Source organism: Candidatus Desulfosporosinus nitrosoreducens (assembly GCF_030954495.1).
Classification (GTDB): domain Bacteria; phylum Bacillota; class Desulfitobacteriia; order Desulfitobacteriales; family Desulfitobacteriaceae; genus Desulfosporosinus; species Desulfosporosinus nitrosoreducens.
In genome coordinates, this window is the sequence record NZ_JAVHUW010000039.1 from 39,936 (window position 1) to 54,604 (window position 14,669).

Genomic DNA, 14,669 nt, shown 5'->3' on the forward strand with positions numbered 1-14,669 from the left:
AACAATACCTCCTAGACTCTTTTTTGATAAATATTAGCGTTGAATAAGCCTCCCGGCTTAAACAGCAGAACCAGGACCATGACAATAAAAGCGATTCCGTCCCGATAGTTAGGTATCCAGGCTCCGGCAAAGTTCTCCACGACACCCAGTACTAAGCCGCCGACCATAGCGCCGGGTATACTGCCAATGCCGCCCAGGATAGCTGCCGTGAAGGCCTTTAATCCGGCTGCATAGCCCATAGTAGAATAGATAGCGTCATAATACGTTCCAACTAAAAGACCTGCCGCTCCTCCCAACGCGGAACCCACAAAAAACGTAACCACCAAAACCTGGTCCATACTAATCCCCATCAGGCCGGCTGTTTCCGAATCCTCAGAGGTCGCTCGAATGGCTTGGCCGTAGCGGGTATGGTTTACAAACCAGTTAAGCAGAAACATTAAGATCACGGCTATGACCAGAACCAAAATTTGGGTCGTATTAATCACCGCGAAAGAACCCAAATGAATTTGCCGGACTGCCAAAATTTTGGGCATGGGGTAAGTTTCCGAGCCAATAAGCAGCAGAGCTAAATTTGATAAAACGATGGACATCCCCAAAGCGCTCGTGGTAACTACTAAGCGAGGGGATTTTCTCAGAGGTTTATAGGCAATTCTTTCTACCAGAACGCCTAAGATTCCCGTGAGAATCATAGTAAGAATCAACACCAGAAAGTAATTGCCACCTAAAAGGCGTGCAAGGAATAAGCCGATAAAGCCTCCCCACATATAGACGTCACCGTGGGCAAAATTAATAAATTTCATAACTCCATAGACCATCGTGTAGCCTAAAGCCACCAGGGCATAGACACTCCCTAACATTAAGCCGTTAATTAGCTGCTGAAAAAACATAGCGGCAACTCCTTTCCGTTATTCTAAAGAAATAAAGAGTTTGGTAAGGCCGGAAAGATATTTCCGACCTTACCATAAGGTGTTTTTTAATTTTGGGACAGTTGCCACTGACCGCCCTTAATCACGAGTTTTGTCAAGGTTGAGCGCGTAGAATCGTGGTGTTCATCGAAAGTAACCGAACCTGTAACGCCCTTATAAGGTTCCGGCAGCTTGGCCAGATAAGCCTGAACTTTCTCATGATCAGTCCCCACGGCCTTAATTGCCTCAGCCAGAATTTTCATGGCATCATAGTGCAGTGCTGCGTAACTTCCCGGTGTCTTGCCATAAGCGGCAGTATAAGCTTTTATAAAGGTTTGCAGAGTTGGGTTGGGATCTGTAGGCAGGAATAAACCTGAAGTTTTCCAGCCTTCAACAGCATCCCCTCCTAAATCAATTAAACTCTTTTCATACAACCCATCTGTTCCATATACGGGAAGTTTTAGACCTAACTGCTGCATTTGTTTACCTATCAGTGCGCCTTCAGTATAAAGACCACCGATAAAGATCGAATCCGCACCGGATTCTTTAACGTTAGTCAAAAGGGCCGAATAATCCTTGGTTTGGTTAAGCATATAACTCCAGTCGCCGACTACTTTGCCGCCATTCTTGGCAACTTCATTACTGACGGTTTCTTTAAGACCACGGCCGTAATCGTCATTTTCCCAGATGATAGCAGGTTTTTTAAGTCCTTCATCGTTCATCCAATTAGCCACAAAAGCACCCTGGAAAGCATCGGTTACTGATATTCGGAACAAATAGTCATGTTTTTGTTTGGAAAACACGGGTGAAGTGCCAACGTGGATAACAGGTAATTTCCCTTGATCATAAATAGGCGCACCGGCTAAAGCACAAGAACTGTTATAATTTCCCAATACACCAACCAACCTCTTATCGCCGGTAAACATTTGGGCAATATTGGCTGCTTCTTTAGGGTCAGATTTATCATCCTGAGAAATAATCTCAATCTGTTTTCCGTTAATTCCCCCGGCATCATTAATCTCTTTCGCCGCTAATTTTGCCCCGTTCAACATCTGTTCTCCGTAATTGGCGCCACTGCCTGTGAGAGGAGCAACCCAGCCGATATAAATTTTATCTCCTTCAGAAGATGCTGATTTTGACGTATCGGAGGCCTTTGTATTACAACCCGTTAAAAGCAAACTCAAGCTCAATATCACACTTAAAATGCTAAAACCTCTAAGACTATTTTTTTTCATGTTCATTTTTTACCCTCCCTCAATTGTTTTAACCTGGGGATCTTCAAGGGGAATCTTATGAAATTTAGCATAATAATCTAATTATTTTGAAAATTAATTATCCTTAACTTCCTCATTCTTTTGTGATCATCTGGGCGAGAGACAGGAATAGGCTTGTCGATGCGCAAAATCTGTTGCTCAAACTCATGCCGGTCAGAGATCAAAAGGGGGCCGTCAATTCCGGAGTTGATAGTATCTAAGGAGAAGCTGCCTCGTCAATATGAGCCTGGGTTAACTTTTTCACTTTGGCAAGATTGCCGCTGATTATGCTTTGGGATAGCTTTTCAAAATTCGCCACTAATTTTAACTCCTTTCAACTTCATCTGGTTTTTGTCGTATTTATCTTGCAAATGTTATGCCAACATTAAACTGTCCCTTCCCGCTTTAAACAGGCCTAATCTCAGACGAAGATTTTCCAGCATCGGAATGGATGTCTCAAATTAGGATGAATAGCCGGGAATTTCCCCCCAAGAGCGCAATTCGCCTTATGTCATTTTGGGACATATATCTTTCTTGTCTTGAAACAAAGACAAAGGGAGCCCTTGCAACATATGCACGGCCCCCTTTTGATCACTATAAAGCAGACTTGATTCAGGTGGAGTTTTTAACTCCATCTGAATCTTAGTCACACTTATCCAGAAATTAGCCGCTCTTAACTCACTGCTTGCCGAAGCGGGAGTCTTAGCGCGGATTAGTCAGCGGATAAATTTTGTGGTTTACGACTGTTGAATCCCTACTCTCTACTCATTAATTTGAATTTCCAAACCCATCTCTTTAATTTTTCTGTAAAGGGTTGAACGGCTCATCCCCAGAGACCTCGCAGCATTTTCTTTGCCCCGGCTGCCCGGACCGAACCGGGCTATAGCCTCAATTAAGGCGTTTTTCTCCAAATCCGCTATCGATTGAATCCGCACTTGGTGCTGGGCGGGAGATTTGGTCGAAAGGTATTTAAGAATCCGATCCGGCAGATAGTTCACATCAATTACCAAATCAGGGCAAATATTAGCGGAATACTCCACAGCATTTTCCAATTCCCGGACATTACCCGGCCAAGGGTATTCGAACATCAGTGCTAAGGCCTCATTGGTATATCTCTGAATATTTTTATCCAGAATCAAATTATATTTTTCAACAAAACAGTGAATAAGTAAATCCAGATCCTCCTTTCTTTCTCTTAAAGGCGGAATATGAAAAGGTATGACACTCAAGCGATAATATAGGTCGCTGCGAAATTGTTTAGTCTGGATCATTTCTTCCAAGTTCCTGTTAGTGGCAGCAATAATCCGCACATCCACGATTAAGGGTTTCGTTCCGCCCACCCGCTCTATCATATAATCTTGAAGTACGCGCAATAGTTTGACTTGTAAATGCAAGGGCATATCACCGATTTCATCAAGAAATATGGTCCCTCCATTGGCCAATCCAAATTTTCCCGGTTTGCCGGTACGCAGTGCTCCTGTGAATGCTCCTTCTTCATAGCCAAACAGCTCACTCTCCAGCAGATTTTCGGGAATAGACCCGCAATTAAGCGCAACAAAAGGAGCATTCCTGCGCAAGCTCTCTTGATGAATGGCACGCGCAAAAAGCTCTTTACCCGTGCCGCTTTCACCCGTAATGAGTACTGTCGAATCAGTTGCCGCCACTCTGCTCATTTTCTTTTTTATATCAGTAATCGCCGTGCTTTGACCAAGAATGCCATCAAAGGTATATTTGCGTTCTTCCCGCATAATACGCCCGGCCAACTTACGCATTTCTCCGATTGAGCGTATAGAAATAACAAACCCGCTAAGCTCTTCTTTATACTTAACTTTTGTAATTGTACTCATGAAATGTACCGTTTGTTGCCGGGACTTATAAAATATATCCTGTTCAATATAAGGCTTCGTCATCTTTAGGAGAGTGCCCATGGTAATTCCGGTAAAAATTTCTTCAACCGGTTTCCCATGGATCTGATGAGCCGCTGTCATCAGGAGATTTTCAGCCGAGCGATTAATATGAGTTATTTTGCCCTGATAATCGATCGCCACAATTCCCTCGCAGACGGAATTAATCAAGGTGTTGAATTGTTCGGCCAACTTTTGGGATTGCTTGTATAAGGTCATTTCATTTAGTTTGCCCGCTATCAGCACAACTAAGTGTTTTAAGAAAGTTTCGAGCTTCGCGAAGTCTTTTAAAAGATTTTCCTTTTGCATTTCATTAAAGGCGTACAAAGAGATTGTACCTGCAAATCCTTTATCATCCAGCTCGATAGGATATAATAAACCCGCCAACACCTTACAAGTCTCTTTAAGGCTGCAGTTCTGACATAGATGACATTGACTCGGATCAGACAGTAAAAAACTCTTCTGGGTGCATTGCAAGTGATAGCTTATTGATCTCGAATCATAGATTATTCCAATTTGGTCTTTATATTTTCCTGTTCCTGCTACGACCTCAAGGTGTTCATCCACAATAGCAACTTCAAAATCAAGTACGGCGGCAAAGGCATCCGACACGCGTTGGATATAACCTTGAACCGCCTTAAGGTTGGATATGCCTGTACCATTTTTCCGCAAAGCTATTACCTCCTTGTATCTCCGACGATATAAAGTCATAGCCTTTTTCCAATAAGGTGCATTGGCAATTTTTGATTAAATTATCCATTATTTTGAGTTTACACCTTTCAAGGGAAAAATCCAATATATTATAAATATTCTTTATATTCTAACCCTCCTAAAATTTCTCGTCCCAGATGTTTTAGGTTTTGGGCTTTTTTAACCTATGAGCGAATGCTTGCTGAGGACCCTGACACCATCACACAAGCTTTGTTTTATCTTGTAGCCCATCGTCGGCAGCAAAAGCCGAAGACTGGATGAAGCGAGGATCGCGGAGACTGCAGGTTATGACGGTCATTTCGCGTTCATCATTAACAAAACATTTTAAAAACCGCCGAATCGCTGGAAATACCAGCGATTCGGCGGTTTTTTACCCCTCTGTCTTCGAACATCAGGAGCATACTAAATTGCCCAATTTATTCCCTCAATTTAAACAAGATGCATAATCTTACATTTTATCCCGGTAACAAGGGTTTAAAATTCATCCTCAGACCGACTGCGAGAGCTATACCATTAAAGAGAAAAATCAGGGAATAAATCCAACCCGGCCCAACTGACTGACCCAAAAAACCGGCAACTGCGGTTTGACCTACCATGCCCAAGCCAATTAATAGTTCCAGAAAGCCCATCCCGAATCCACGGTTTTCCTCACTCGTCCTCTCATTGACTAAAACCAGTACTGTCGGAAACAACAGTCCTGTTCCTGCGCCGGAAAGAAAAACGGCTAACAACAATAAAGGGAAGGTCTTAGCCAAAAGAAGAATTCCGGCCCCACCTGTGCAAAAAAGCAGCCCTGACAATAATGTCAACTTGCTTCCCCTATTGTCAAGCAATACCCGGCAGACCAAAAAAGCTATAGTGCGCAGACCCCAAAATAAGCCGAACAAAATTCCAATCCCGTCTGCCTGCACGCCAAATTCATTGGCTAAGGCGGAAAACAATCCCCAAATTGAATAAAGGAATCCTCCATAGGCGAAGCCAATTATGCCAATGGGCCATAACAATTTTAAAGTTCTGCGCCTGATTGTCTTTTCAAGCTGGTAAGACCCCTCATGATTTTTAACCTGTTTATTAGTAAAGCCCACAGCGATGAGCAGCAGTGCCGTTAAGCCCAAGACAGGATAACAGGTAAAAACAGTGAACCCTGCCTTGAAGATATTTGTTCCTCCAGCCAGGGTACCGCAGGTAACGCCTATTCCATAAGCTGCCGTAAAAGTACCCATTGCCCGGCCGGCATTGCCCGGATCAGAATTATCGGCAATAGCCGCTTCAGCCACAGGCCATAACATACCACGGCTCGCCCCTTCAGTGATCCGGGAGACTGCCAGTATGAACATACTCCCGGCCAGAAAATACCCGATTGAGGCGGCTAGGGATAAACTCAGACTTATTAATAACATGATCTTACGGCCAAAATGATCAGAGCGATGACCCGCTATAAGGGTCATAACTATGTAAGCTAACCCATAACCCGTCATCAGCAAACCGAGCTCCAGATAGCCGGCCCCCCAGCTTTTACCCAGTAAAGGTATGGCCGGCGCTGTCAGTCCCTCACCCATGGAAATTAAAAAGATCATTAAGCACATTAAAGTTTGGTTACGTTTCTTTGGTTCTTCAACACTCTTTGTCCGGCTGTCCATCACCTGCAAACCACTTCCCAAACCTGAATCGTAACTCCTCAGCTGACTGCATCCTGACCAACAAAAGGGCAATGGTTGCTGATTATTCGTACACCCCATTGCGATAAGCATTCAAATATTGCATGCAGAAAGAATCCTGTCCCAGCAAAGCTTGCGAGGCATAAACAAAGCCCATCATCACTTTATCCAGGGGATCTAAAATATAGGCATCCATTCCCGCTGCCATGGTCTGAATCATGAAAGCCTGATTTAAGACCTTGCGGTTAGGCAGCCCATAGGAAATATTACTCAGACCGCAAGCTCCGTGAACTTTCGGATAGGTCTGGCGAATAAAGCGAACCGTATCCAGTACATCGTTGCCGCAATGATCCCCGGTACTAATGGGTGTAACCAGGGGGTCCAGGTAGATATCGTCTTCAGGAACTCCTGCCGCTGTCAGGTCGCCCACCAACTTTTTGACAATGGTAATCCGCTGTTCCGCTGTGGCGGGTACACCTGTGTCATCCATACACAAGGCCACGACTTTAGCCTTATATTTCAGAATCAAGGGTAAAACCAGGGCATAGCGTTCTTTTTCCGCCGTAATGGAATTAACCATGGGCTGGCCGTTTTTACAAGCCGCCAAGCCGGCCTCCATGGCCTCCATTCTGGGTGTATCAATACAAAGCGGCGCCGTTACAACTTCTTGGATCGTGTTAACCAGCCATTCCATGGTTTCAACCTCGTCATGGACCATGGTTCCGCAGTTGACATCCACATAATGGGCTCCGGCCTCAACCTGCTTTTGGGCCAGATCCCGGATAAACGCAGCGTCCCTTTGTTCTACAGCGGGTTTAACAGCTTTTCTGCTGGTATTGATAAGTTCTCCAACGATTAACATCTTTCTCCTCCCCCTACTCTTCCCAGGTGGGATGTCCGCTTGCCGTAACCTCAATGCGGGTCTCCAGAAAAACAATATCATCCCCTCCGGCAGTATGACTTACTACCTCTTCTTTTTCCACTAACAGTTCGGGATTGAGTACTCCCGCACGCCGGGCTCTTTCTAAAGCAACTTCTTGCGCTTTCTCCAAGGCATGTTTTTCGGCATCTTCCAGATACAAATAAACTTCCCGTTTCCAGGGAGCGTGGACTGCATACCCCCCGGCCACCCCCGGCTTGATTAGGATGCGAATGATTTCCGTTACCTGCCCGGCGGCAGCCCCGACGGCATTGGCAACTTCAGCATGGGTGGGTATCAATACCGCAGTATTTAAGGAATTTCCCACCGCCGGAAGATAGCCGGTGACAGGAGCCCCCAGGGCAACAATGGGATAATCCAGGGTTATACTGGTCTTAAAGCCGGGCTGATGAGTTCTGTGCAGCAGATTCCCTAACAGGAATTCCACGCTGGCCTCGGAATTAAGCTCAGCTTTTAAACCATCACGGTAAGCAAAACTCTGCAGAACCGTCATACAAAGACTTGCCTGGATCTCATTTAAGACTTTTTCCGAGAACTTTTCTCTTCCTATCCGCAGCCGCTGGGCCAGAATCCGGGCCCCTTCCCGGGCAGCAAAGACATTATACGCTGTAAAGATATTCCGGACATGCAATAAATCCGTGGGGGTAAAGGAAATCCTTCCTATCACCTGGGCCTGCTCCAGGCCTTTTAAGGGCAACAGATTAGGGTCTTTGCCCAGAATATCGGCAAGGGTGAAAATATTATGAGCACGCTCTTGAAGAGCATGGATTATTTTCCATTCTGTTTCATGCCACTGACCGTTATCGGCAGGCTGCTTAATCAGCATGAAGCAATCAGCGGGCTGACTGTCGATGAGCTGAATACTGGGATCTACTTTTTGCAGTTCTTCCACTAAATTGGGATATTTATCGGCCATCACTGACAAGGGCCAGACTCTCCTGGGGCCTATGATCAGCTTTCTGTCCTTGGATACCTGAATATAGCTGTCACCGCCCAGTCCAAAGGTACTGATTTCTGCAGCTTCAACGCGGGTTTTCCATCCTCCTACTGTCGCTCCTTCGCGATTCATCCGGGGACGTCCGTTTTCTAAAATGGCGATATCCGTCGTTGTTCCACCCATATCCAAGGCCAGAGCAGAGTCACTCCCGGTCAAAAATACTGCGCCAACAATACTTGCTGCCGGCCCTGACAAAATAGTTTCAATGGGTTTCTCCAGGGTCATGGTTTCGCTCATCAGGGAACCATCCCCTTTGACGATCATCAAAGGGGTGGTGATGGCTTTTTCCTTAAGAACCGCTCTTACAGCGGTAAGGAGTTCGGCAATAATGGGCAATAGCCGGGCATTCAGGCAAGCGGTTACCGTCCGTTCATAATAACCAAGAGTGGTTGTCAGTTGATGGGCACAGACAACGGGTACATCCCAAAGCTCTTGGATTGCTCGCTGGGCAGCCTGTTCATGCTCAGGGTTGCGGATACTGAGATAGCTGGAAATAGCAATGGTATCCACCTGTCCGCGCATGTCTGTCACTGCTCTTCGGATGGCCTCCAAATCGAGTTCCGAAACAGGTATCCCCTTAATATCATGCCCGCCATTAACCACAAATACCTGCTGAGCAGGGAGGTTGCCGTTGGCTTCCCGGCCAATCAGAATTAAACCCACCCGGCAACCGCGACCCTCAACAATGGCGTTCGTTGCTAATGTCGTAGACAGAGATACGAGCTGAACTTGACGTGGATCTAACTCACCCATATTTTCGAGGCAATTTCGAATACCAATGGATAAGTCCCCACGTGTCGTAAATGCCTTGGCTTTTCTCTTCACTTCCTTGGTGTCTAAATCCAGAAGCACCCCGTCGGTAAAGGTTCCGCCAGTATCAATCCCTAGTATCAAAGGCATTTTCTGTCACTCCATTTCGCCCACTTACTACTTAGCAATTTTTTGCTCAGACCGTTCAACAATCCCCCTGATTTTTTGCTGGATGTCTTTAGGCAGCGGATCAGGTTGATAATTTTCAATGATATCTTTGACCCGTTCGTTGGCCCGCTCAAATAAAGTCTTTGAGCCGTTTTCTGTCCAGGACTCATAACGCTGACGGTCAATGAGATTAGGATAATAGGTTTCCGTTTTGAAGTTTTGCATGGTATGGTCCTCACTGAGGAAGTGTCCGCCGGGACCGATTTTGTGAATCAGGTCCAAGGCCAGAGTCTCTTCCGTGACTTCAATGCCCCGCACCAAACGGCGGGCCATGCCGATGACATCGTTGTTGATGGTTAAAAACTCCAGGGATGAGGTGGAACCATACTCAATATAACCCACATCGTGGTTGAGGTTGGGACCGGAAAGAGCGGTCATGGCAATGGACATAGCTGCTTCAATTCCCGCCTGCTCATCCACGATATTGGAATCTGAACAGCCGGCAGTACCGAACATGGGGATGTGCAGGTAATGGGCCATATCCGCCAGGGAGGACATGAGCAGGTTGAATTCCGGTGAGCCATAGCTGAAAATAGTGGTAGCCATGTCCATGATGGTAAAGACGCCGCCCATGATGAAGGGAGAACCTTCCCGGGTGGACTGGTTGATTACCAAACCGCTTAAGGATTCCGCCAAGCCTTGGGTCAGGACTCCTGCCATGGTTGCGGGTACGGTGCCGCCGGCCATGACACAGGGGGTATAAACTACAGGCAGTCCCTTTTTAGCGGCCAGCACTAATTTGGAAGCCGCCTCCCAAGCGTGCTGCAGAGGCGAAATTGGTTCGGCATAAAGAGTCATGAAGGGGTTGCGGCGCAGTTCTTCCTCGCCGCCGGCGATGATTTCGCACATCTCAATTATATCAGCAAAGCCATAAATGTCATGAGCTGTGGTAACAATAGGCTTACCGGTATTGAGAACTTGTGCTTCAAACTGATGGCGGTCTGAGATGAGGAGAGGCACGTCCTGGACAATTCCCAGGGACATGACGAAATCCAGGTTTTCCAAGGAGTCGATGACTTTGCAGGCGTTGCTGACGGAGAGCTTTGTAGAGCGCTGGCGCTTGCCGGTGTAGGGGTCAATGGTGAAAGGAGTATCTGAACCTGTGCCAAAATAGGCGTTATAGCCCTCTAAGCGGATATCCCGGGAGCCCGTGCGGCTATTGCAAAGAGTGACCCTTTTCGGTACGGATTGTAAAGCCCTGTTTACCACGGCGGAAGGAACGCGCACCAAAATACCGTCAACCCAACAGCCGGCTTTTTTCATAGTTTCCCGGGCTTCTTCATCATAGACAGTCACCCCGGTACGTTCGAGAACCTCTTGAGCAGCGAGAAGAATTTCTTCACACTGTCTAAGGGAAAGAATCCTGAACATCGGACTGGTATTTTCTGTGTAATTGCTTCTCACAGGCATTTTCATCCTCCTTTCTAAATTTACTAGGCCAAAAGTTTTTTGCATAGATCAGCCGCGGAACCGGCATCGGGAGCAAAACCATCGGCACCGATTTCATCGGCGAAATCCTGAGATATGGGAGCTCCTCCGATAATAACCTTCACCTTATCCCGCAATCCTTCTTCTTTCAGCAGTTCGATGGTATCCTTCATAGCCAGCATCGTGGTAGTTAACAAAGCGGACAGGCCGATAACCCCAGGCTGGTGCTCCTTCACTGCTTGGACAAACTTCTCCGGTCCGGCATCCACACCCAGGTTGATGATGGTATAACCGGCACTTTCCAGCATCATGCTGACTAAGTTCTTACCGATATCATGGAGGTCTCCTTTAACCGTTCCAATGACGATTTTTCCGGCGGATGGAATATCGCCGCTTAAAATTAATGGTTTAACAAGGTCCATCCCTGCATTCATAGCCCGCGCTGACATTAAAACTTCCGGTACGTACATTTTGCCGGCTTTAAACCGGGCTCCTACCACACTCATCCCCGGAATCAGTCCCTGGTTGATAATCTCCACAGGATTGCTGCCGGCCGAGATAGCCTGTTGGGTGAGGGACTTAACTCGATCCAGCTGCCCGCTGATAATGCTTTGGGAAAGTTCTTCAAAATTTGACATGGATTAATCGACCTCCTATCGTTTATTGGCTTCCCGAGCTTCCGCTCTGTCCACAATGGCCTGAATAGCTTTTAAGACATGGTCCGGTTTAGGTTCCGCCTGATGATTATTGATGATGTCCTGAGTTTTTTCCTTAACGCGCTGGGCCATGGTTTTGGAACCTTCTGCCTTCCAACCGTCATATCTAAAGCGGTTAATCAAGGTCGGAGTCCAGAATTCACGGAAGTGAGCCATGGTATGATCGTGAGCTAAGTAATGTCCGCCGGGACCAATGTCATTAATAACATCCAGGGCTAAATGTTCATCGTCCACCTTGACACCCTGAAGAATTCGTTTCACCATGCCGATAATTTCATCATCCATGGTCATCAGTTCCAGAGAGGAGGTAGCGCCGTACTCCATATAACTGCAGTCATGAATCAGATTGGCGCCGCTTAAACCGGCAATCAAAATTGAAAAGGCGGCTTCCAATCCCATCTGCACGTCAATGACTTTGGAATCCGTGCAGCCGCCGGTACTGAACATAGGTATTTTCATATAGCGGGCCACTGCCGTTAAGCCTGCTGAAAGGAGGCTGAGTTCTGCCGCGCCGTAAGAGAGAATGGTACTGGACATATCCATGGTGGAAATCAAGCCTCCCATGACAAAGCCGGAACCTTGACGCACCAGTTGCCCCGCTACCAGACCGACCAGGGAATCTGCCACGGCGATGACCAGAGTTCCCGCCATGGTGGCAGGTGCTACGCCGCCGGCAAAGGTGCAGGGAGTATAAACGATGGGGATATTGTTTTTGGCCGCAAAAATAGCCTTATCGATGGCTTCTGGGGAATGCCGCAGGGGCGGGCTGGATTCTGAATAAAGGAGAATGAAGGGATCTTTCTGCAGAGCTTCCAAACTGCCGGCTACAGCGGCGGCCATGTCAATAATGTCCTGATACTGGTCAATCCCAAATCCCCAGTGAATAATGGGTTTATTGGTGTTTTCCAGCATGGCCTGGAAGGCATGGACATCGGATAAGGTGGGAGTTACATCCATGACTGTACCGCAGTCCATGGCATAGTCAATATTGGGCAGGGCATCAATGACTTTAGCTGCTCTGACGGTATCGGACTTTCTGGGACGGCGTCGTTCCCCAGTGAAAGGATCAATGGTATAGGTATTGGTAGGACCGGGGCCGTAATAAATATTTTGTCCTTCTAAAAATAAGGCCCTTTCCCCTTTTTGATTGGAAACTACAATCCGTGACGGTGCGCTGCGGATCGCCCACTCCACAATATGGGAGGGAAAACGCACCATATTGCCTTCAACCCAGCATCCTCCTTGGCGGAAAACTTCCAAAGCCTCCGGACTGTGAATCTCCGCGCCGGTTCTCTCCAGTACCTCCAGGGCGCCGTTCAGGACCATTTCGCATTGGTCATTGCTTAACATTTTTAATTGTGGGGTAGCATTAACTTGATAGTTGGCCCTAATGTATTGGCTTTTGGACAAGTCACACACTCTCCTTTCTAAACCGACTAGGCTAGAAGCTTTTTACACAGATCAGCCTCCCGCTGATGATACTTTGGGAAAGTTCTTCAAAATAGCGTGACATTTCTTTTTTTCTACCTCCCTCGATAAGATGTAATTTCAAATTCAACATTTCCTGATTTCCGAAATTATTGCAAAAATTGTGCCATTAATTAAATCCCCATTTCAAGACATGCCTGCAATCGGAGTTCTTTAAGAATTATCTTATTTTGAGAAATAATAATGTTTGAATTCTTAAAAGTCTGTGATTGAACCATTTCTCAAAATCCTAAAATAGGATTTAAAAATCCTGTTTTAGGATTTTGACCCGGTTTCTTAGCTCTGGTTATGGACAATAAATCAAAAAAATTTTAAGTATCCATTATATATGACTCAACTTTCGCATACCGATTATACTAATAAGCCCTGACAGCACGATCTCCTCAAGAAAACGAAAGGGATTGCGGCTTTGAAAAATGAGCTGGAAAATGATTTGGAATACGACAGAACTAGAAATCCATAGGATTTGCGAACTCCGGCGCTGCTGAAAAGTTGTTCAGTCACTCCATTTAGCAAATTGGAACGGTGTTTTCTCCAAGGAACAAATTAATTGTGCCAAAGTTCACTTGTAAACCGGGTTGGAACTCAACTTTCGCTCTGCAAAAGTTGACTATATAACTTTATGAAGGGAGTAAAGATATTTCAATGACAGTTAGACTTAAGTGGGAAATCCGGTGAGAGATAACCCCCTGTTATATATCCTTGTCAAACTCAGCCTGGTCTTGCTCTGCTTTGCTTTTATACTCCATTATTTCTTTGCCAATTCTCAACTAAAAAAGCCACAGTACGAATCGGCTAAAGCCATTGACAGTTACAAAAATGTCCTTGTCTACAATAATGGACCTGATTACACCGCCAATCATGGAGAAAACTTCAGTTCTGACGGATACTATTATGGCCTGAAATGGCAATGTGTCGAATTTGTCAAACGATTTTACCATGACGTAAAACATGTCAACATGCCGAATGGTTTTGGCAATGCCAAAGATTTTTTCGATCCCGCGGTGCCTCAGGGACATCTCAATGGGCAAAGGGACTTACTTCAATATAGGAACGGCGGAAATATGGAACCAAAGCCCGATGACATTTTAGTTTTTACCAACGGCCTTTATGGTCATGTAGCCATTGTCACAAAAGTTACCCCTAGCTCTGTGGAAATTATTCAGCAAAATGAAAAAGATAGCCGCCAGGTTCTCAGTCTGACGGTAGAACATCAGCGTTTTTTTGTCGGCTCGGTTACCAAACCTGCCGGCTGGCTTAGAAAAGCGGAATAATCCCGCTAAAAGAAGAGCCAGGAATATTGCCTATACTTACCAGTCCCGCAACTGAACACTAACACCCATTATCATGGTATAATACCACCAAGGGAGTCTTATCCCTCAGTCTTTTTCATGTATGCTCCTATTTGCCCTCCGGGGACAGCAATTCGGAGGGACCTTTTGGAAGAGCTCGTCTAAGATGAACTTAGACAAGACTCTTTTTGCTAAACCTAAGACCTCTTTATCCTCTGGGATAAGTGGTCTTTTGTTTTGCCAGCCTTAAAAATCATTAAATTAAGTAGGAGGCGGGGTTTCCCCGCCGTCCTCTTACACCACCGTACGTACCGTTCGGTATACGGCGGTTCGCCAAGTGTTACGAACTTCTAGATATCGGTCCATGAGGCTGACTAATCCGAGCTTCTGCCAATATTC

At 46.1% G+C, this 14,669-nt stretch carries 10 protein-coding genes; 1 reads left to right on the forward strand and 9 read right to left on the reverse strand.

Features of this window, described 5'->3' with window-relative positions; all coding sequences use genetic code 11:
• Positions 1-11: 11 nt before the first annotated feature.
• From REC12_RS06810 to REC12_RS06850, 9 genes are all read right to left on the reverse strand, one after another.
• Positions 12-887, reverse strand: coding sequence for a branched-chain amino acid ABC transporter permease (locus tag REC12_RS06810; RefSeq protein ID WP_308893088.1), 876 nt, complete (start codon positions 885-887; stop codon positions 12-14).
• 86 nt (positions 888-973) lie between these two features.
• Entirely contained in the window at positions 974-2,146 is a 1,173-nt protein-coding gene (locus tag REC12_RS06815; protein ID WP_308893089.1) for an ABC transporter substrate-binding protein, read from the reverse strand.
• 773 nt (positions 2,147-2,919) lie between these two features.
• Entirely contained in the window at positions 2,920-4,734 is a 1,815-nt protein-coding gene (locus REC12_RS06820; RefSeq protein ID WP_308893091.1) for a sigma-54 interaction domain-containing protein, read from the reverse strand.
• Positions 4,735-5,228: 494 nt separating this feature from the next.
• Positions 5,229-6,434, reverse strand: coding sequence for an MFS transporter (locus tag REC12_RS06825; protein ID WP_308893093.1), 1,206 nt, complete (start codon positions 6,432-6,434; stop codon positions 5,229-5,231).
• Positions 6,435-6,495: 61 nt separating this feature from the next.
• On the reverse strand, positions 6,496-7,293 hold the full coding sequence (locus tag REC12_RS06830) for a methyltetrahydrofolate cobalamin methyltransferase (protein WP_308893095.1): 798 nt from the start codon (positions 7,291-7,293) through the stop codon (positions 6,496-6,498).
• Positions 7,294-7,306: 13 nt separating this feature from the next.
• Positions 7,307-9,268: a hydantoinase/oxoprolinase N-terminal domain-containing protein gene (locus tag REC12_RS06835; RefSeq protein ID WP_308893097.1), complete on the reverse strand. Its 1,962-nt coding sequence runs from the start codon at positions 9,266-9,268 to the stop codon at positions 7,307-7,309.
• Between the two features lie 27 nt (positions 9,269-9,295).
• Entirely contained in the window at positions 9,296-10,756 is a 1,461-nt protein-coding gene (locus tag REC12_RS06840) for a trimethylamine methyltransferase family protein (RefSeq protein WP_308893099.1), read from the reverse strand.
• 23 nt (positions 10,757-10,779) lie between these two features.
• Complete coding sequence (locus REC12_RS06845) at positions 10,780-11,412, reverse strand: cobalamin B12-binding domain-containing protein (protein ID WP_308893101.1); 633 nt, start codon at positions 11,410-11,412, stop codon at positions 10,780-10,782.
• A gap of 15 nt (positions 11,413-11,427) precedes the next feature.
• On the reverse strand, positions 11,428-12,900 hold the full coding sequence (locus REC12_RS06850; RefSeq protein WP_308893102.1) for a trimethylamine methyltransferase family protein: 1,473 nt from the start codon (positions 12,898-12,900) through the stop codon (positions 11,428-11,430).
• 752 nt (positions 12,901-13,652) lie between these two features.
• Here REC12_RS06850 and REC12_RS06855 point away from each other — a divergent pair.
• Complete coding sequence (locus REC12_RS06855; protein ID WP_308893103.1) at positions 13,653-14,252, forward strand: CHAP domain-containing protein; 600 nt, start codon at positions 13,653-13,655, stop codon at positions 14,250-14,252.
• Positions 14,253-14,669 lie beyond the last annotated feature (417 nt).

What these genes read in the sequence shown, in the direction of transcription:
- REC12_RS06830 (WP_308893095.1), bottom strand. Translation starts at nt 7,293, where the DNA reads ATGTTAATCGTTGGAGAACTTATCAATACCAGCAGAAAAGCTGTTAAA.
- REC12_RS06840 (WP_308893099.1), bottom strand. Translation starts at nt 10,756, where the DNA reads ATGCCTGTGAGAAGCAATTACACAGAAAATACCAGTCCGATGTTCAGG.
- REC12_RS06835 (WP_308893097.1), bottom strand. Translation starts at nt 9,268, where the DNA reads ATGCCTTTGATACTAGGGATTGATACTGGCGGAACCTTTACCGACGGG.
- REC12_RS06845 (WP_308893101.1), bottom strand. Translation starts at nt 11,412, where the DNA reads ATGTCAAATTTTGAAGAACTTTCCCAAAGCATTATCAGCGGGCAGCTG.
- REC12_RS06810 (WP_308893088.1), bottom strand. Translation starts at nt 887, where the DNA reads ATGTTTTTTCAGCAGCTAATTAACGGCTTAATGTTAGGGAGTGTCTAT.
- REC12_RS06815 (WP_308893089.1), bottom strand. Translation starts at nt 2,146, where the DNA reads ATGAACATGAAAAAAAATAGTCTTAGAGGTTTTAGCATTTTAAGTGTG.